This is a genomic window from Dyadobacter jiangsuensis, from assembly GCF_003014695.1.
Classification (GTDB): Bacteria; Bacteroidota; Bacteroidia; order Cytophagales; family Spirosomataceae; genus Dyadobacter; species Dyadobacter jiangsuensis.
Genome location: NZ_PYAS01000007.1, coordinates 1 through 17,848, shown reverse-complemented (window position 1 = coordinate 17,848; position 17,848 = coordinate 1). Strand labels below are relative to the sequence as shown.

15 protein-coding genes, 1 tRNA gene and 1 pseudogene are annotated in these 17,848 nt (G+C 48.7%); 8 read left to right on the top strand and 9 right to left on the bottom strand.

From position 1 onward, the window contains the following. Positions 1–139: 139 nt before the first annotated feature. From CLV60_RS15305 to budA, 4 genes are all read right to left on the bottom strand, one after another. Positions 140–1,393: a sensor histidine kinase gene (locus tag CLV60_RS15305; protein ID WP_106596254.1), complete on the bottom strand. Its 1,254-nt coding sequence runs from the start codon at positions 1,391–1,393 to the stop codon at positions 140–142. Next, positions 1,390–2,067, bottom strand: a complete 678-nt coding sequence (locus CLV60_RS15300) for a response regulator transcription factor (RefSeq protein ID WP_106596253.1) — start codon at positions 2,065–2,067, stop codon at positions 1,390–1,392. Before CLV60_RS15300 ends, CLV60_RS15305 begins: the two co-directional genes overlap by 4 nt. A 59-nt stretch (positions 2,068–2,126) precedes the next feature. After that, complete coding sequence (locus tag CLV60_RS15295) at positions 2,127–3,137, bottom strand: alpha/beta hydrolase (protein ID WP_106596252.1); 1,011 nt, start codon at positions 3,135–3,137, stop codon at positions 2,127–2,129. A 75-nt stretch (positions 3,138–3,212) separates the two neighbouring features. Next, on the bottom strand, positions 3,213–4,040 hold the full coding sequence (gene budA, locus CLV60_RS15290) for an acetolactate decarboxylase (RefSeq protein WP_106596539.1): 828 nt from the start codon (positions 4,038–4,040) through the stop codon (positions 3,213–3,215). Positions 4,041–4,256: 216 nt separating this feature from the next. Here budA and CLV60_RS15285 point away from each other — a divergent pair, with 216 nt between their 5' ends. The 5 genes from CLV60_RS15285 (at position 4,257) to CLV60_RS15265 (ending at position 9,276) form a co-directional block, all read left to right on the top strand. After that, complete coding sequence (locus tag CLV60_RS15285; RefSeq protein WP_106596251.1) at positions 4,257–5,465, top strand: dipeptidase; 1,209 nt, start codon at positions 4,257–4,259, stop codon at positions 5,463–5,465. A 129-nt stretch (positions 5,466–5,594) separates the two neighbouring features. Further along, positions 5,595–7,601 carry a 1,4-alpha-glucan branching protein GlgB gene (gene glgB / locus CLV60_RS15280; RefSeq protein WP_106596250.1) on the top strand — a complete coding sequence of 669 codons (2,007 nt, stop codon included), beginning with the start codon at positions 5,595–5,597 and terminating at the stop codon, positions 7,599–7,601. 131 nt (positions 7,602–7,732) lie between these two features. Beyond that, positions 7,733–8,413: a hypothetical protein gene (locus tag CLV60_RS15275; protein ID WP_106596249.1), complete on the top strand. Its 681-nt coding sequence runs from the start codon at positions 7,733–7,735 to the stop codon at positions 8,411–8,413. A 19-nt stretch (positions 8,414–8,432) separates the two neighbouring features. After that, a complete protein-coding gene (locus tag CLV60_RS15270) occupies positions 8,433–9,104 on the top strand; it encodes an NUDIX hydrolase (RefSeq protein ID WP_106596248.1) in 672 nt (223 codons plus the stop codon). A gap of 100 nt (positions 9,105–9,204) precedes the next feature. After that, positions 9,205–9,276, top strand: a tRNA-Arg gene (locus tag CLV60_RS15265). Between the two features lie 586 nt (positions 9,277–9,862). Here CLV60_RS15265 and CLV60_RS34700 read toward each other — a convergent pair. The 4 genes and pseudogenes from CLV60_RS34700 to CLV60_RS15245 form a co-directional block, all read right to left on the bottom strand. Continuing rightward, positions 9,863–10,798 (bottom strand): annotated as a pseudogene (locus CLV60_RS34700) (recombinase family protein); the annotation flags it as partial. 8 nt (positions 10,799–10,806) lie between these two features. After that, positions 10,807–11,115, bottom strand: coding sequence for a hypothetical protein (locus CLV60_RS34695; protein WP_229210983.1), 309 nt, complete (start codon positions 11,113–11,115; stop codon positions 10,807–10,809). A gap of 415 nt (positions 11,116–11,530) precedes the next feature. Then, positions 11,531–12,346 carry a nucleoside phosphorylase gene (locus CLV60_RS15250; protein ID WP_106596247.1) on the bottom strand — a complete coding sequence of 272 codons (816 nt, stop codon included), beginning with the start codon at positions 12,344–12,346 and terminating at the stop codon, positions 11,531–11,533. Between the two features lie 81 nt (positions 12,347–12,427). After that, complete coding sequence (locus tag CLV60_RS15245; protein WP_229210982.1) at positions 12,428–13,810, bottom strand: MBL fold metallo-hydrolase; 1,383 nt, start codon at positions 13,808–13,810, stop codon at positions 12,428–12,430. Between the two features lie 229 nt (positions 13,811–14,039). Between CLV60_RS15245 and CLV60_RS15240 the strand changes: the two genes are divergently transcribed. From CLV60_RS15240 to CLV60_RS15230, 3 genes are all read left to right on the top strand, one after another. Next, positions 14,040–14,699, top strand: a complete 660-nt coding sequence (locus CLV60_RS15240) for an ArsR/SmtB family transcription factor (RefSeq protein ID WP_106596245.1) — start codon at positions 14,040–14,042, stop codon at positions 14,697–14,699. 101 nt (positions 14,700–14,800) lie between these two features. Beyond that, positions 14,801–15,904: an MBL fold metallo-hydrolase gene (locus CLV60_RS15235; RefSeq protein WP_106596244.1), complete on the top strand. Its 1,104-nt coding sequence runs from the start codon at positions 14,801–14,803 to the stop codon at positions 15,902–15,904. A gap of 24 nt (positions 15,905–15,928) precedes the next feature. Continuing rightward, a complete protein-coding gene (locus CLV60_RS15230; RefSeq protein ID WP_106596243.1) occupies positions 15,929–17,176 on the top strand; it encodes an MFS transporter in 1,248 nt (415 codons plus the stop codon). Between the two features lie 117 nt (positions 17,177–17,293). Here CLV60_RS15230 and CLV60_RS34135 read toward each other — a convergent pair whose 3' ends face one another. Then, positions 17,294–17,671, bottom strand: a complete 378-nt coding sequence (locus CLV60_RS34135; RefSeq protein WP_146151554.1) for a hypothetical protein — start codon at positions 17,669–17,671, stop codon at positions 17,294–17,296. Positions 17,672–17,848: the final 177 nt, after the last annotated feature.

The following is a 17,848-nucleotide window of genomic DNA, read 5'->3' as shown; positions in this document are numbered from 1 at the left end:
TTCAGTAGCGATCCTGTTGCAATTCTGTGTGAATTCTGAAGACAATTTGTAGTTGCATATTTTTTTGAAATGCATAAAAAAAGGAGGATCAGAAACCCTCCCTTTATTCACTACTAGCCATGAAAAATCTTGAATATCGTTACCAGGTCACCGTGAGAATGTGCCATGGACCGTCGGTTTCGTAAGTAAGCGTCTGCCCATTCACCTGGCAGATCGTCTTCGCCAGCGCTAGTCCGAGCCCCAGTGAGGCCGAATGGGTGCCTTCTTTCCGGAAGCGTTCGAACATTAGTTCGGGGTCGATATGGATAGGGGCACCCGTGTTGCGGACTACCAGCTTGCCCGCATTGAGGGCAATATCGATCGTTCCCCCGTTTACATTATAGCGTATCGCATTGGTCAGCAAATTATTGACCAGTACTTCCGCCAATGCCGGGTGCATCACTGGACCCGTCGGCTCGATCGCCGTCTTCACCGTAATACCCCGCTGCTCGATCAGGTCTTCCAGATCGCGGAGTTTCCGGTTGATGATCGGAACCAGGCTGATCGGCTCGGTACCGGCCAGAAACTGCCGGTTTTCAATCTTGGTAAGCAATAATAATGCCTGGTTCAGTTTCGCAAGCCGGTTGGCTGCCTCGCTGATCTCCGAAAGTGCCACGAGCTGCGATTCTTTCAGGCTCTCATCCTGGAACAGTCCCTCGATTTTGGACAAAATCACCGCCAGTGGCGTCTGTATTTCGTGCGAGGCGTTCTCGGTAAACTCTTTCAGGTTCTGGTAGGTGGCGGCGAGGCGGTCGGTAAAATGCGTTACCGACTGGTTCAACTGCTCAAATTCGACGGTGTGCTGTTTGGGAAAGGTAAGCACCTCGTGCTTTTCGACCTGATACGAATCCAATGCGCGCAATGTCTTGTAAAAAGGCCGCCATAACCGGCGTGAAAGCCAGCTGTTGAGCAACAGGAGCGATATAAGTAACAAGGCTACAATGAACGTAACCGTCATGACCACCGCTTCCAATAGCTGCTGTCGCTGAGCCAGTAACTTGCTGATCGTCACACGGTACCAGGCGCCTTCCACGCGTTCGTAGAAGATCAGCTGCCGGTAGGGTTGGTATTCGTTTTCAAACTCATTGAACAATTTTCGCTCTACCAGCGCCATTTGGCCGGGATATCGAACCTGGTCGAGTTGCAGGCTGTCGCCGAGTTGGAGGATGTATACCGGCAGCTCATTGATGTGCCGCAGCTGCCAGCTCACTTTTGCTTTGCTGCGCATGAGCTCCTTGTTTACTTCCCGGTCGATCAGGTAATCTACTGAAAAATAGAACAATACGGCGCCTAGTGTGAGCACGCACAGCGATGTGACGATCTGGTATTTGAGAATGCGTTCCAGGAGTTTCATTGCTCGCTGAATTTATAGCCCACGCCGTAAATGGATTTCAGGTAATCGGGGCAGCCTTTGTCCATCAGCTTCTTTCTCAGGTTTTTAATATGTGTGTATATAAAGTCAAAATTGTCCATTAAATCCGCATCGTCGCCCCAGAGGTGCTCAGCGATCGATTCCTTGGTGAGCACGCGGTTTTTGTTGGCGATCAGGTACACGAGCAGGTCGTATTCCTTGCGGGTAAGCACGATTTCCTGCTGATCGACCAATACCAAATGCTCCTGCGGATCAATCTGGATTTTGCCGAACCGTATTTGCTGGCTACCCTGAAAACTCCGCCGGCGTATGACCGCCTGCACGCGCGCGTTGAGCTCCGAAAGGTGGAATGGCTTGGTGAGGTAGTCGTCCGAGCCCAGGTTAAGGCCGGTAATGCGGTCGTCGAGCGAATTTTTAGCGGAAATGATGATAATGCCGGTCTCCGGGAAGTTACGTTTCAGCTCCCGAACCGCGTCGAGGCCGTCGCCATCGGGCAGCATCAGGTCCACCAGCACACAATCGTAGCGGTAAATATTGATCTTCTCTACCGCCGTCCGATAGTCTGCTGCCCATTCGCAAATGAAGTTTTCGCGCTGAAAATAGTTCTGAATGCTGGTGGCCAGCGCTTTTTCGTCTTCAATGAGCAGCAGTTTCATAGCATTGTTGTTTGTGCAAATGAAACTACAAATTTTGGAGGAAATCTGAAGTCGGCGAGTTACTTCACTGTCCGTTTGGCCCAGTTGAAAATGGTGGAGTACACTTCGTCGCGCACCGGCTGTTTCGAAAGGATCAGGTCGTGCATGCCTCCCTGGACTGCCTGGATGCTGTATTGGCCTACGATGTTCTGGCTTAGGCGAGCTATCTCCTCGACATTCAGCACGGCGTCGCCGGTGAAGAAAACGTCGCTCCATTTCTTCTCGTCGATGGATTTGGTCGAATGCAGCACCAGTACCGGTTTGTTGATGGTAATGCCTTGTGTAAGCCGTTCCTGCGCATTGTACACAGCTCGTATCCAGCCGAGATTAACCGGCGGGGCAACAAATGGTTTCAAGCCCAGGCTATACGACCATTCACCATGCGCTGTTATGTGCAGGCTTTCGCCATAAAGCGGGTTAATGCCGAGGTCGAATGTCGTTTCCGGGTGTTTTTCAGCCCTCTTTAACAGGAGAGGTAATGCTGTTTTTTTAAGGCCAGATTTGATATTTAATGCAAACATCGGGCTGTTGAGCAGCACCGCATCGAATTTTTCCTTGCCCGCGCGCTCACTTGCGTAGAGCGAAATGGTTAGTCCACCCAAAGAATGCCCGCTCAAAAGTACCTTTTCATTGCCTTCCCCTTTGATGACCGCCAGAGCGGTGTCGATATCGGCATAATACTCGGAAAGGTCCCGGATGTTGTTGATTTTTTGATGGCTGAGCCACGAACGCCCATATTTCCGGAGATCGATCGCGTAAAAGTTGAAACCTTCTTTGATGTACCGCTCGGCCATTTCCTCCTGGAAGAAATAGTCGTTGAAACCGTGGACGTACAGCACTGCCTTGGTGCTCTTATCAGGTGTGGTTTTACGCACGAGGGTGCAGGTCACGCTGCCTTCGTAATCGGAAGGCTGGACGATCGTCGCCTGTTTAAAGCCTTTGCCCATCAAATCCGCAAAATAAGTAACCTGCGCGTCGGCGGCGCTGGCAGAAATCGTGAAGAGGAGTGAGAGCAGGAGGCTGTTTTTCATGGAAATATGTAAAAATCAGGCATAAATATAAAGGCTGTAACGCCAGACGGCAAATCGCTTGGGGCAACTTGGCGATTATTCGATCTTTTTCAGTTCGGCGCCGCGGTCGGGTTGGAGATTTACTTTGCCAAACTCGGCATTGGTATTGTTCTCGATGGTGAAGCCCCTGGCCATGTCTACTTCAATGGTCAGCGCGTCGGTGGTGAAATTGAAAATGTGCCCGCCCGATTTATGATCGTCCGCCAGATAATGCAAATGAAACCCCGGCACATTGGTACGGGCGAGGTAGGGTGGCAGCAGGAAGCCGCTGCAAATACCAGTCGTGTTTTTTAACTCAAATACGACCTGGTTGTGTTTCAAATGTTCGGGTAGGGAGGTGTACGGTTTGCTGGCCGGTTTTTCAGCTCTCGTGGTCATGGTAGGGAAGGTGGCCGAAATTCGTAATGCATAAATGCCGTTCGGATTGAGCATATGCCTGATTTGCTCCTGCACTTTCTCGTAGGTGAGCCCGGGGCCGTTCAACCGGATTATGGTATCGGCTTTGAAGAACTTGACGAATGCCGCGGAAGTGCTGTCGGAATCGGGTACTTCTTTCACAGAGCCGTCATAGCTGATTTTGTAAACGTGCCCTTTGTCGATCAGCAGCTCGCCATCGACCCGGTTGAAGGTGCCGACGCCGAAATCGCCTTTCTTTTTCAATTGCCCGATCGTCAGGTCGCCGTCGAAAACGCCTGCCATGAGTGCGTCGATGATTGAATATTGGTACATGAAATCCTGGTCGGGAGCAGATTTGGGCCGGTTTTTGATTGATTGTGCGATGGCGTTGAATGCGAAAACGCCGGAGAGAAGTGCTGCCAGGGTACCGCGGAATATGCTATTGTAAAATGCGGAAAGACGAATCATGCTAAGAAAGGGTTTGGGATTGGTTACAAATGACGGCATACGACCGAATCTTTGCAATGCAGACGGTGACATTCTATTCAAAGGTATTTATAGCATCTGGCCGGGGATATTTTGGAGAATAGCAGGGAAAGCGGGTAGGTAGTTGACAATGCGGGAAAAAAAGATCAATTTAAAAACTGCTAATATTCCTTTACCAATCACCAATTAATACTGAAAATGAAAAGGTTTTTACTCCCGTTACTCGTTCCCGCGCTCGCACATGCGCAACTCGCACCACCCGTGATGTCGGACAAGGCCAAAAAGATCCACGCGGCCGCATTGACCATCGACACCCACGCCGATGTGCCTATTAATATGATGAAACCCGGCTTCGATGTGGCTGTGGAGCATGATTTTGAGAAGGACCGCTCACAAATCGATTTCCCGCGGATGATCCGGGGAGGAATGGACGGGATGTTTTTCGCCGTGTACCTCGGGCAAGGTAAGCGCACCGAGGAAGCCAACGCCGAAGCCAAGAAAAAGGCGCTGGCGATTTTTGACAAAATCCATGAGGCTGTAAAAGCCAACCCGCAAACCGCCGGTCTTGCCACGACATCCAAAGATGCTTACCGTTTGCAGAAGGAAGGCAAACGCGCCGTGTTCATCGGTATGGAAAATGGCTGGCCGGTAGGGAAGGACCTGACGAACCTGAAACTCTACTACGATCTCGGTCTGCGCTACATTACGCTCTCGCATTCGCTGAACAACGACATTTGTGATTCTTCCACGGACGGCGACGGCCCGGAATTCAACGGACTGAGCGCATTTGGCGAGGAAGTGGTAAAGGAAATGAACCGCCTCGGCATAATGGTCGATATTTCGCACGTTTCCGATTCTACTTTTTTTGATGTGATCAAACTCACGAAGGCGCCGGTGATCGCCTCGCATTCGTCGTGCCGCGCATTGTGCGATGTGCCGCGGAATATGACCGACGATATGATTAAAACGCTTGCCAAAAACGGCGGGGTGATCCAGATCAATTTTGTGCCCGGTTTTGTGAAGAAGCCCTCGGAACCGCACGAGATGTCGCTGAAAGCACTAAGGCTCAAAATCCGCCAGACCGACCTTTCGGACGCGGATAAAAAGGCATTGCGGGACGAAATGAAGGCGATCAATGAAAAATATAAGTCGGATATGCCGACCGTACAGGATGCGGTAAACCATATCGAACACGTGATCAAACTCACGAGCGTGGACCACGTGGGCATTGGTATGGACATGGACGGAGGCGGCGAGGTGATCGGCTTGCAGGACGTGAGCCAGATCGGCGCGATTACCGAAGAACTGGTCAAAAGAGGCTATTCGGCGAAGGATATTGAAAAAATATGGGGCGGCAACATCATGCGCGTTCTGGATCAGGTAGAAAAGGCCGCAGGCAATATCTGATTTGCCTTCAAGTGGCGCTCCCGGCGGTACGGAGGGGACAAAAAATATATACATTTTAATAAATAGTTTAATAAAATTGTAAATCTTACGTCCTCGAACAGATTACACATTTTAATTGAAGAGTAGCAAATGGCTAAGTCAACCGGAAAGAAAAAAACAAACGCAACCGTCGACCCTGCCGAGGACGCCGGCACCCCTGTGGCGGCCCAGTCGGTGAATGCGGTGGAAACCATTAGCCGTTTTTCAGACTTCGATATACACCTGTTCCGTCAGGGAAAGCACTTCAAGCTTTACGAGAAGCTGGGTTCGCATGTGATGGAGGTTAATGGGGTAGTAGGGACGTATTTCGCGGTGTGGGCGCCCAATGCGACCTATCTGTCGGTGATCGGGAATTTCAACGGCTGGAACCACGGCAGCCATTCGCTGGCTCCGCGCTGGGATAGCTCCGGTATCTGGGAAGGCTGGATTCCGAACGTTGGGGTAGGGGAAGTTTACAAATACTACATTATCTCGCAAAACGGACAGCATCTCGAAAAGTCGGACCCGTTTGCGCTCTGGTGCGAGGTAGCGCCGCGCACGGCTTCCATTGTATGGGATACCTGGTACGAGTGGAATGATGCCGAATGGATGAAAATCCGTAAGGAAAAAAACAAGCTGAATGCGCCGATTTCGGTATACGAAGTGCATTTGGGCTCCTGGCAGCGCGATCCGTCCAATCCCGAAAGGCATTTGACCTATAAGGAAATCGCGGAAAGCCTGGTCCCTTACGTGAAGGAAATGGGCTTCACGCACGTGGAATTAATGCCGATTATGGAACACCCGTACGCACCGTCGTGGGGGTATCAGATCACCGGCTATTTTTCCTGCTCGTCGCGCATGGGTACGCCGCAGGAACTGATGTACCTCGTGGATCAGCTGCACCAGGCGGGAATCGGCGTGTATATGGACTGGGTACCTTCGCACTTCCCGGGCGACGCCCACGGGCTTTTCCGCTTCGACGGCACGGCCTTGTACGAGCACGAAGATCCGCGGAAAGGCTACCATCCCGACTGGAAGAGCTATATTTTCAACTACGGAAGAAATGAAGTACGGTCATTCCTGATCAGTAATGCCGTTTTCTGGCTCGACCGCTATCACTCCGACGGCTTGCGTGTGGATGCGGTGGCATCGATGCTCTATCTCGACTACTCCCGCAAGCACGGCGAATGGATCCCGAACGAGTTTGGCGGCCGTGAGAACCTGGAAGCGATTTCATTGCTGCGGGAAATGAATGTGGCCGTGTACACCGAGTTCCCCGATATTCAGACCATTGCTGAGGAATCGACCGCATTTCCCGGCGTATCGCGCCCTGTGTTCGTAGGCGGGTTGGGTTTTGGCATGAAATGGATGATGGGTTGGATGAACGATACTCTGAAGTATTTCGAGAAAGATCCGGCGTTCCGCAAATGGCACCAGGATCAGCTTACATTTAGCCTGGTGTACGCATTTTCCGAGAACTTCATGCTGCCATTCTCGCACGACGAGGTGGTTTACGGCAAGAAATCGCTCATTAACAAAATGCCCGGCGACGAATGGCAACGGTTCGCGAACTTGCGCCTGATGTTCACCTATATGTACACGCACCCGGGTACGAAGCTGATGTTTATGGGGGGCGAATTCGGGCAGACTTCCGAATGGAACTTCCAGCAAAGCCTCGACTGGCATTTGTTGGAACACGCGCCGCACAAAGGCATCCGCGAATGCGTGATCGCGCTCAACAAGCTGTATAAAGAAGAGCCTGCATTGTTCGACTATTCTTTCTCGCATGATGGTTTCGAATGGATTGATACCCAGGACCGCGAAAACTCGGTACTTGTTTACGCCCGCAAATCAACCGACCCGGCACGTAACCTGATCATCGCGCTGAACCTCACGCCGGTACCCCGCAAAGCTTACCGCGTAGGCGTGGCCTCGGAAGGAACCTGGCAGGAGATATTCAACTCGGATGCGGCGCAGTTTGGCGGCAGCGGAATTATCAATTACGAGCCCGTTACTGCGGAGGCTCACCAATGGCATGGAAAAGCCCAATCGCTGATCCTGGATCTGCCTCCGCTGGGTGCGGTGGTGCTCAGGAAAGAGCCCCCAAAGCGGAAATAGTTTGATAGAGGAGCAACGGTAAAGTCGCAGAAAGGTGTCTACCGTTTACTTAATTCGTAGATGATCTTGAGGCAGAGGCTGGGGTCTCTGCCTTATTTTTTTACCTTTGCCGTTCAAAACATCACGATCAAATGAAAAGCATTCGATTCATAGTACTTTTTGTTTTTTTAGGTTTATCAGAAGCTTTTTCTCAGGACATATCCCGCGTTACTTCCGGCATCGATGTTGGCCTGGGCTATCAGGACAAGGTTTGGGTGCCTTCCGCTACCTATCATCAGGAGTTGAGTCTCAGTAACTTTCCCTGGTTCAGGATAGGCTGGGGCGTGCGGGCCTGGGGCTATTACGCCGGCCGTACAGACATGCTTCCTAAGTCGAGTGCACTCAACGCCGATACCCTCAAATTCGGGAAAATCACCGCCAATGGCGCCAGCTTCCTGGTGGGGGCCAATTTCAGGCTGTGGAAGTTTGATATTGGCGCCAATACGGACCTTTTCGGTGTTGCATTCGGCTTGAAGCGCAGTGCTTTGTACGAGGGAGGGGGACTTTATGGAGAAGGCGGTGCGCATTATAACACCTACATTAAAAGCGGTCCCGCTACGCTGAATGCCCTGCCGCTTTTTATGGATAAGCAAAATGGGCAATCCGAAGCGTACATCCGCTTCTGGATTACCGACCAGATCGGCCTGAAAGTGGCTTATGTGCATGGTCGCGTCACGTACGCGTCGCCCGACAAGCTGATCAACGGCCAGACGCGCTATTCGACCACCTACGGCGTGCCTTATGTGGCACTGTCGTTCCCGTTGTATAACTAAGTAACCCACACACCGAAATATGGCTGAGAATCTGACCGATTCGCATAAATACAATCTCTGGAAAAACCGGCTGGTTAGCAATGGGCTGGATATCCATCGGATCGACGAACTTTATACCCGTCGCAACGGTCATGGGGAAGTGCTATTCTCGCTCCTGTACACCGACGCAACAACGCCGGAAGGCAACAAAATACCGCCGATCTGCTTCCTGAAAGGCGAAGTAGTAAGTGTGCTGGTGTGCTTTATTGATGTAGTGACCAGAGAAAAGTATCTGCTCCTTGTGCAGCAGCGCCGCATTTGCGATGGTTCGATGACCTACGAGCACCCCGCAGGCATGCTCGATAGCGAAAGCGACGCAGCGTCGGTAGCCGCGCGGGAAGTATTTGAAGAAACCGGCATCGTCGTTGAGAAATCCCAGCTGATCAGCGTCAACAGCGAGCCATTCTACCCCTCGACAGGTACCAGTGACGAAGCGATGTACATGTTCTACTGCGAACTGGAACTCACGTCCGAGGCCATCCAGTCGTATCATGACAACGTGCAGGGCCTGCTTTCGGACCATGAGTACATTAAGACTTTCGTCGTGCCATTCGAAGAAGGCCACAAGCTCATCACGAATGTAAACGGGATATTACTCGATTATCTTTACCTGAAAAGTGTGGGCGACTGGGACTTGCTGAAAAAGTTATGATTTCTGCGGGATAAATTTGAAAACAAATCGGGTACGAATTGCTCGAAATTCAAAATAGGAGCTATATTTGCACCCCGTTACCGGCCCAACGGCCAACCATGCTCCCGTAGTTCAATGGATAGAATAATGGTTTCCGGTACCATCGATAGGGGTTCGAATCCCTTCGGGAGCACCCTAAGGGACAAGTCCGAATTGAATGGATTTGTCCCATTTTTTTTGCCTTGTAACTTGTTAGAAATCTGGTAGATAAGATCGATGCCTTCATTTAGCCTCGGGGTTCGAACTTCAGTTCCGTCAAACACTAAATTTTCAGGGAAGATCGAACCCACTAGCTGTCTTTTTTCTTCTAAAGTTCCTGATTCATAGATTGTTGATAGGTGTTCGAGTCCCGTGAGGGTTTTCTTCAACAACTTTGTAACTTCTTCTTGATCAGCCGAGAAATTGTTGAGGCTTTTTTCTAAATCTGAGACTTGCCTGGTGCATGTTTCTTTCACCAATTGAAAATCTTCTGCACTCAGGATGCCGTCAACCATTTTAAGACGGGCATTTTGCATTCGCTCATTAATTTTATCTAGCTCTTGAAGTAAATCACGCCTTTCTTTGTTTCTTCTCTGAGCTTCTTCCTTAAATCGCGCCAATACCAGATCTGAATAGATTTTCATTCTTCCCGGGCGGGGGATTAACTTTTTGAGCTGTGCTCTAAATCTTTCATTTACCTGCTCAGCTTTAAAGCGCACGCCACATGGTGCTTTGCAATGATAGTAGTGATAATAGTATTTTTTCCCCTTAGAAGCGCTCCCAGAAAGCTTTCGGTTACACTCGGGGCAGATAAGAAATCCTCTGAGCGGTAATTCGTCTGTTGAGACAATCTTTGGTTTGTTAAAAGGATTTTTTTTCCTTCCGCAAAGTATATCCTGCACCCTATCGAACGTCGCCGGCGACACAATGGGTTCATGAAGACCTCGGACGCAGTAGGCCTTCTCATCCTCAAACTGAGGTATTAATATTTTACCGCAATACACAGGATTTCTTATCGCCAGCCAAAAATTATTCTTGCTGCACCGGAGGCCTCGTTTGACTGCCATTTTCCAAACTTGTTCAGAATTGAATCTGCCTGTTGCTAATTCTTCGAACATCCATTTTAGAATGTGCGCTTTTTCTTCATCGGGAACTATAGTTTTGCGGCCATCAGCCGCCGTCACGTTCCGGTAACCCATCGGCGCTGTCGCTACCCATCTTCCTTCCTTCTTAGCGCGCCGCATGCCATGAAAAACGTTGAGCGCCCGGCGGTCATTTTCGACTTCCGGAGCAGCTAAATAAAATGCAAGCATCATCTTGTTTTCGGGGACCCCTAAATCCAACGGCTGTTCAATAGCCTGCGGATCTATACCAAGCTTTCGAAGAAGGCCAATCATTTGATATGCATCCCCGGCATTTCTGCTAAATCGGTCCCATTTTGTAAACAGTATATGATCGATGTTTGATCGTTTATTGGACTTAAGCCGACCCAACAATATTTGCCATTGTGGCCTTAGAAATGTTTTGGCGGAATGATCTTCAAAGATGACGTCGACGACCTCAATTTGGTTAATTCGGCACCAATTTCGGAGTCGCTCCTCCTGATCTCTTTGTGAATAGCCCTTTTCTGCTTGTTCATCGGTACTGACTCTGACATATAGAATAGCTCTGGGCATAGTATTGATTATTTTGTTGATGAATTGCGCTTCGAATCAGAAGCTTTACGAAAATACTGATTAATAGCCAATGTAACCAGGTGTTGCATCGACTCGAGCATCTTTTCTGCTTGCTCGATAGTTATATCTTCGCCGTTATCTTTCAGGTATTTGACGGCACTGACGACTTGGTCATTGTTAAGTTCACCTCGTTTCCCCATTTCCTCGCTCTTTTCTCCAAGCCTTAATATAGGTCTGTGAAAACGGGGAACAAGCACCCTTTCGATTTTCGAATGGGTCAACGCGGGGATGAACATTCTGAAGAATAGCTTCGTCATTAGCCCTTGGCCTGTGTGGCACAAGAAGTGGAGTATCCTACTGGCAACGGAACAAATGTCGCATCAGATCTTTGTTGATCTAGAATCGATACCTAAGTTAAATGGTTGAAAATGAGAAACAAATTTGAGTGTTGAGACCAAGTAGTGTACGCAAATACGGTCGTTAAAGTGAAATATCCGTGTCTTGTCAAAATCTGGTATTCTAGTCTTCCAGGGAACGTTTGGGTTCACTATAGGTGCAGCAGTACACCTTAATTTGTACTTTTCTTTCCCTCAAGGGTCCACATGTATGTGGACAAATCTTATCTTAAAAATGTGCTATGTTTGTTTTCGGCGAAATTAATCATCGGTGTCGACACCGGCACTTCGATCACCGGCCCAATCACCACTGCAAATGCAGCTCCGTAATTAATAATCAATTTGTGCCCTTGCCCTGAACAGCCGTAATTGTTGCCAAAATTATATCCAACGAGTCAAGACTCCCATTTTCAACGCCTTTTTCAAAATCTTGCCCATCCTGCGCCATTGTATTGGTCAAATGTGCATAGCAGACAACATTTGCGTTCCTGGCCATCGCAAATGCATACAGGGCAGCAGCTTCCATTTCCACGCAGATAACGCCTTGCGTTTTTGCGTAGTCGATGGCCGTTTGCGTTTCCCGGTAGGGCGCATCGGTCGTCCAGCTTCTCCCGGGCTCGACCATCAAGCCTGTCGTCAAAAAATGCTCCTTTAATGGCTGTTTAAGCTTTTCTTTCAACTGCGAGTGGTGATCGGATGGAATGTAATGATAGCTGGTACCTTCATCTCTGATTGATTGTTCGATAAGTATAAATTTTGCCAGTCGTTCGGGAGCTTGAATTATACCTGCCGAAGTAACACTGATCAGCAGCTCGCATCCGGAAACAAACATCTGCTCGGCAAGAAGAACTGCGTAGGATGCGCCAACTGCGCAGCCAATAATCCCAAATTGAACGCCTTGAAAGGTGGCATCATAAAGTTTGGAATGATAGCATGCCCAATATGGATTCCGCTTGCATAGTTCATTTTTTAACAGGTAGGTTACGATATCCCCATCCGGATCTAGCACGCACACCGAAGGAATATTTCCAAAGGGAATGTCTTTTTGTCTCCGCGCTTCACGAAGCAGGTTTTCAGCCAGAAAAACCGATGGTTGAACATGTGCTTTATTTTTAACAATAGGTGGATTTACTGGTAAATTGAAATTGGACATCGGTTTAATACGGTTTCGCTAGCTGATAAATGTGGTGTGTCTACCTAGATCTTAGGATCCGCGCGTGTAAAAAAAGGGCAATTAGTGGGTTGAATTAGCGCTGATAAATTGCGTTACCGCCGGACCCATATCGTAAACTTTTGCATCGGGGACATGCTTTTTAAGCAGGCTTGCCGCTGTGGCGGACCGGTAACCTGAACCGCAATGGATTAGTACCGGCTTGTCAGTTGGTATTTCGCCGATCCGTTTCTGCATTTCCTGTAATGGTATATTAATGCTATTTTCAAATACAGGCTGGTTTTTAGTTTCTTTGGAAGTACGAACATCTAAAATGGTGTATTTGTTTTCTTCGGGCCGGAAGGAGCTTTTGTCGAATGCTGCCAGCTGGCTACCATCAGCAGCATCATAAAGCACTATCCCCAATACATTTGCCTCATATCCGATAGAAGCAGCTTTTTTCAATGCAGTCTGCAAACTAGCGTCGTCGGATGCGATTAGGTAAAACTTCGATTCCGGTGCGACCAGCGTGCCCAGCCAGGTTTCCATCGATCCTGAAGCGGGTATGTTGATTGAGCCGGCAATGTAGGATGCCTGAAATGCCTGTGCGCTGCGGGCGTCTACGATCAATGCGCCGTCTTTCGGCTGGTAATTTTTTGACAGCTGCTTAATTACGGCCAGGCTTGGCTGGAATGCCGACGCGCCGTGGTTGTTCAGTTGCACGTCGTGGGCGAAATATTTGGGAATAAAGGGCTGGTCACTCAGCAGCACTTCCACAAACTCAGCCTTTGTCCGTTTTTCGAATGCATAGTTGTTCTTCTTTTCATAGCCAATTGTCGAGCTGGGAGCTTTACGGATCGATTTGCCGCAAAGTGATCCTGCTCCATGCGATGGGTAGACGATCACATCGTCGCTTAGTTTTGCGAATTTCTCATGGATGGTATCGTACATCATTTCTGCTAGATGCCTGCGCTGTTTATCACTTTCCGGTGAATAATCAAGCAGGTCGGGTCGGCCTACATCGCCTAGGAACAATGAATCGCCGCTGAATACGATCTTGTCTTTGTCTTTTTCATAAAGCACCACGGCGATGTGATCCGGGGCATGTCCTGGCGTGTATAGCGAGCGCAAGCCAACCTTATCCGATAACTTGATAAGTTGGCCTTCATCGAAAGCTGTCAACGGATATTTGGATTTTGTCAGGCTGCTGGCATAGATAGGCACATTCAATTTCTGGTGTATTTCCAAATGTGAGCTGACAAAATCAGCATGCGGGTGTGTTTCGATAACGCCAACAATAGCCGCACCATGCTTTTTTGCAAAGTCATAATAAAGCTGCGGGTTGCGCTGCGGATCAATCAATATCACCCTTTTTCCAGACAGTACCGCATATGAAAAATGGGCTAAGCCTTTATCCTCAAATTGCTCGACGATGTATTCCGCAGTAGTAATCAGTGTTCTCGCCACAACTTTAAAGTTGATGGCTATAGAAGCCAGGCTTAGGCTTGCCATATTTCGTACAAAATCTCTTCTTTCCATTGCTATGCCAGTTGAAATTTCTGGTATTGAGTAAACGATTGTGTTTGTGCGAGCCGAGTGCCAGCGATGCAAAAGTATATCAAATCTTCAATTATTCAATAACTCTATTGAATAATTGATTGGAGCTTTTACCTTTGTAAGGTTATTCTTTCGAAATATGAAAAAGCAAGAGTTCAAATCTAGGATTTACACGGAGTTGGCAATGCTTGCCAAAGCGATGTCTAATCCGCACCGTTTGCAGATCATCGACCTGCTCGCACAAGGCAGCCGGACAGTGGAAGAGATCGCCGACCAACTTTCGATTAGCATTGCCAACACTTCGCAACATCTGCAGGTGTTGAAAGGAGCCAATTTGGTGGCCGTCGATAAGCAAGGACATTATGCCCATTACCGCCTGGCAAATGATCAGGTGCTAGGTAGCTGGCATGGTTTGCGCGACCTGGGCATCAACCGGATGGCTGAGATAGACCGGACACTTCGCGAATTCAGAGAAGAGCGCGACAGTTTCGCGAGCGTCTCGATCAACGAGCTGCTGGAAAAAATTAATCTAGACAATGTATTGATTTTGGACGTTAGGCCACATAAGGAATATAATGCAGGACACATTTCCGGAGCAATATCTATTCCGATCGACGAGCTGCCGCAACAGTTGGCAAACTGGCCAAAAGATAAGGAAACGATCGTCTATTGTCGGGGCCCTTTTTGTGTATTTGCTGATGATGCCGTTCAAATGCTATCCCAGAAGGGCATTCCGGTCAGGCGATTGGAAGAAGGTTTCCCCGACTGGAAGCTTCGCAACCTGCCTGTTGGTGTCTAGGCATAAACGGTGAGGTTTGTATCGTCTAAAGAAAGCGCCAGTACCTGGCGCTATTTTTAAACACCATTATTCAAGTAATACATTGAATTATTGATTAATATATGAAGGCAACAAAAATTACAGCTGATGAATTGAAGGAAAAGTTCGAAAAGAAATCCAATGTGATAGTTCTCGATGTGCGTCCACAGCAGCAACGAGATGACTGGCAGATTTCTGGGAGCATTTACAAAGACATATATGATCGTTTGCAACAAGGCGACTCGACCGTTTTCGACGATATGGATTTGCCCAAAGAGGCGACAATCGTGACCGTTTGTGCAGCCGGTCGATCAAGTCAGCTCGCAGCAGATATTTTGGCAGACAAAGGTTATTATGCTCAATCACTGGAAGGCGGCATGAAAGCCTGGAACTATGCCTGGAACACTGCAGAAGCTTCTGATGATACTCTTACTATCATTCAGGTGAGGCGGGTCGCTAAGGGTTGTCTTTCTTATATAATCGGCTCAGGAAAAAGCGCAATGGTTATCGATGCGTCTCTTGATCCGGAGGTTTATTTTTCGCTTGCAAGCACCCGTGATTGGAATATTATTTACGTATCCGATACGCATATTCATGCTGACTACATTTCAAGGTCGATTGAGCTAGTGAAAGTTACGGGCGCTACGCACCTGTTTACTGAAAATGCGGACGTTGACTATCCATTCGTACCACTCGCCGATGGGCAGCAATTAAGATTGGGGGATGCGTACATTAAAGCGATCCACACACCGGGGCACACGCCAGAAAGCATTAGCTATTTGATCGACGAAAGCTACCTGCTTACTGGTGATACCCTGTTTGTTGACGGCGTAGGAAGGCCGGACCTAAAAGCGGATGCAGTGCAGACGCGCCGGAAAGCACAACAGTTGTTTGTTTCCCTTTCAAAGATAAAAGGCCTTCCGAATGACCCGTTGATCCTACCGGCGCATACCTCTCATGCCATAGACTTCGATAACGTTATTATTGGCAATAAGCTCTCTGGACTTGTCCATCAGATCGAGCTTCTTAATATTCAAGAGCAGCAGTTTGTCGCGTCAATCGTAGAGCGCATTCCGCAAACGCCAGCCAATTATTTGCAAATTTCCGCGATTAACAAGGCCGGACAGCATGACGGAATAGACCCGGCAGATTTAGAAGCTGGTGCGAACCGATGTGCGATAGCTTGATCTGGGATCAAATACAACGTCCACATGGAAACTCGACTAGGTTTGAAGGAAAACTTGAGGCAATTTTCGCTGCTCGTATTGGTAAACATGCTCGTTGGAGGAATGGTCGGGCTGGAAAGAACCGTTCTCCCGCTGGTCGGGACGGAAGAATTCGGCATCGATTCGGACATTGTAATCTTCTCCTTTATCATCGCTTTTGGCATTGTAAAAGCGTTTACTAATTTGATTTCGGGTGTGCTGGCCGACCAATACACCCGGAAGCAAGTTTTGGTGGCCGGGTGGCTTGTTGGGCTGCCAGTACCATTTCTACTTGCCTGGGGCCCAAGCTGGAACTGGATCGTGGTCGCCAACGTGCTACTCGGCATTAGTCAGGGACTTGCTTGGTCGATGACTGTGAATATGAAGATTGACCTGGTAGGGCCTGAAAAGAGAGGTCTTGCCATGGGGCTCAATGAAGCAGCAGGTTATGGGGCGGTGGGAATTACTGCGCTGCTTACCGGCTATCTCGCATCTAACTACGGACTTAGGCCGCAACCGTTTTACATTGGTATTGTTTATACGTTGCTGGGTCTGGCGTTATCGATTCGGCTTGTAAAAGACACGCGAACATTCACCCTGCTGGAAGCCTCAAAAAATCTAGTAATAGATAAGCAATCGCCGCGGCAGAAGCCGGGATTGTGGGCCGTCTTCAAGCAGGTGTCGTTCAATAATAAAAACCTGTTTTCAGTTTCGCAGGCGGGTATGATAAACAATTTAAATGACGGTATGTCTTGGGGGGTATTTCCCGTACTATTTGTATCAGCGGGCGTGGGATTAGAGGGCGTTGGTTGGATAAAGGCAGTGTATCCGTTTGTTTGGGGTGTTGGTCAAATCGTCACCGGGCCGCTGGCTGACAGAATTGGAAGAAAGCCACTCATTGTCTGGGGGATGGTCGTTCAGGCTTTTGGGCATGTAATTATCGGTATTGAGTACTTCCCCCCACTGGTGTCGGGCTTATCTGGTTCCGTAATGCTAGGAATAGGAACTGCGATGGTTTATCCTTCACTACTTGCAGCGGTTGGGGATGCGTCTGCGCCTGAATGGCGGGCTTCCGCATTGGGTGTGTACCGGTTCTGGCGGGATATTGGCTACGCGGTGGGAGCCCTGATAGCAGGCGTCGTCGCATCCTGGTTTGGATTAGTTTGGGCTGTGCATTTGGCGGGACTACTCACATTGGCGTCAGGAATTTTCGTCTGGTCCGCAATGACTGAACCTAATCGATTGTCGCGTTGAGGGCCGGGCTCAATTCAGAGGCGAGATCTTCATTAACAGCGCCTCAAGCGCACGTGCAAAACGACGTATTTATGTGGACAGAACCTTATCTTGAAAAGGTGCGCCGTTGCATTAAAGCTAGTTCTTACCGCTAACCTTGGTTATATGGCATTGATCGGCTTTGAAAACATAGTTTTCCTGAACGACAACTTCATTGCCTCGTTTGCCAATAAACCGAAAATTATCTTGTTGATTTTCCAGCTTGGCCTGGTAGTTGTCATCCAGGACGACGTAGTATCCCTCAAGGAAATCGGCATTTCCTTTGATGCGAATGGTATCTGAATTTGACAACCGAATTGTAAAGGATTCAGTCAGCAGAGCTCCCGGTACGTAAAGCGTCGTGGCCCGAAATTCTTCCGTACAAATCACCCCTTGCTGGGGCTGCTCGTCATTGCAGCCAGATAAGGATATTGCTAAGAATGATATAAGGCGTACCATAGAAATTGGCGTGGACATGATGTTGTTGTTGGGGTAAATATTTCTTAGACATAATTGGGGACCTAACCGTTGCAAATTGCTTGAATACCTAAGAGCATCTGGGGCTGACTAAAAAGGCCCGAGTCAATTTGGCTGTAAATAGGCTTTTTGGATTTTTGAGACTGATAGAAGCCTGGTTAAATTAACAAGGGGTCA

Excerpts from the sequence above, each read along its gene's own strand:
- CLV60_RS15305 (WP_106596254.1), bottom strand. The coding sequence starts at position 1,393 with ATGAAACTCCTGGAACGCATTCTCAAATACCAGATCGTCACATCGCTG.
- CLV60_RS15300 (WP_106596253.1), bottom strand. The coding sequence starts at position 2,067 with ATGAAACTGCTGCTCATTGAAGACGAAAAAGCGCTGGCCACCAGCATT.
- CLV60_RS15295 (WP_106596252.1), bottom strand. The coding sequence starts at position 3,137 with ATGAAAAACAGCCTCCTGCTCTCACTCCTCTTCACGATTTCTGCCAGC.
- budA (WP_106596539.1), bottom strand. The coding sequence starts at position 4,040 with ATGATTCGTCTTTCCGCATTTTACAATAGCATATTCCGCGGTACCCTG.
- CLV60_RS15285 (WP_106596251.1), top strand. The coding sequence starts at position 4,257 with ATGAAAAGGTTTTTACTCCCGTTACTCGTTCCCGCGCTCGCACATGCG.
- glgB (WP_106596250.1), top strand. The coding sequence starts at position 5,595 with ATGGCTAAGTCAACCGGAAAGAAAAAAACAAACGCAACCGTCGACCCT.
- CLV60_RS15275 (WP_106596249.1), top strand. The coding sequence starts at position 7,733 with ATGAAAAGCATTCGATTCATAGTACTTTTTGTTTTTTTAGGTTTATCA.
- CLV60_RS15270 (WP_106596248.1), top strand. The coding sequence starts at position 8,433 with ATGGCTGAGAATCTGACCGATTCGCATAAATACAATCTCTGGAAAAAC.
- CLV60_RS34695 (WP_229210983.1), bottom strand. The coding sequence starts at position 11,115 with ATGACGAAGCTATTCTTCAGAATGTTCATCCCCGCGTTGACCCATTCG.
- CLV60_RS15250 (WP_106596247.1), bottom strand. The coding sequence starts at position 12,346 with ATGTCCAATTTCAATTTACCAGTAAATCCACCTATTGTTAAAAATAAA.
- CLV60_RS15240 (WP_106596245.1), top strand. The coding sequence starts at position 14,040 with ATGAAAAAGCAAGAGTTCAAATCTAGGATTTACACGGAGTTGGCAATG.
- CLV60_RS15235 (WP_106596244.1), top strand. The coding sequence starts at position 14,801 with ATGAAGGCAACAAAAATTACAGCTGATGAATTGAAGGAAAAGTTCGAA.
- CLV60_RS15230 (WP_106596243.1), top strand. The coding sequence starts at position 15,929 with ATGGAAACTCGACTAGGTTTGAAGGAAAACTTGAGGCAATTTTCGCTG.
- CLV60_RS34135 (WP_146151554.1), bottom strand. The coding sequence starts at position 17,671 with ATGTCCACGCCAATTTCTATGGTACGCCTTATATCATTCTTAGCAATA.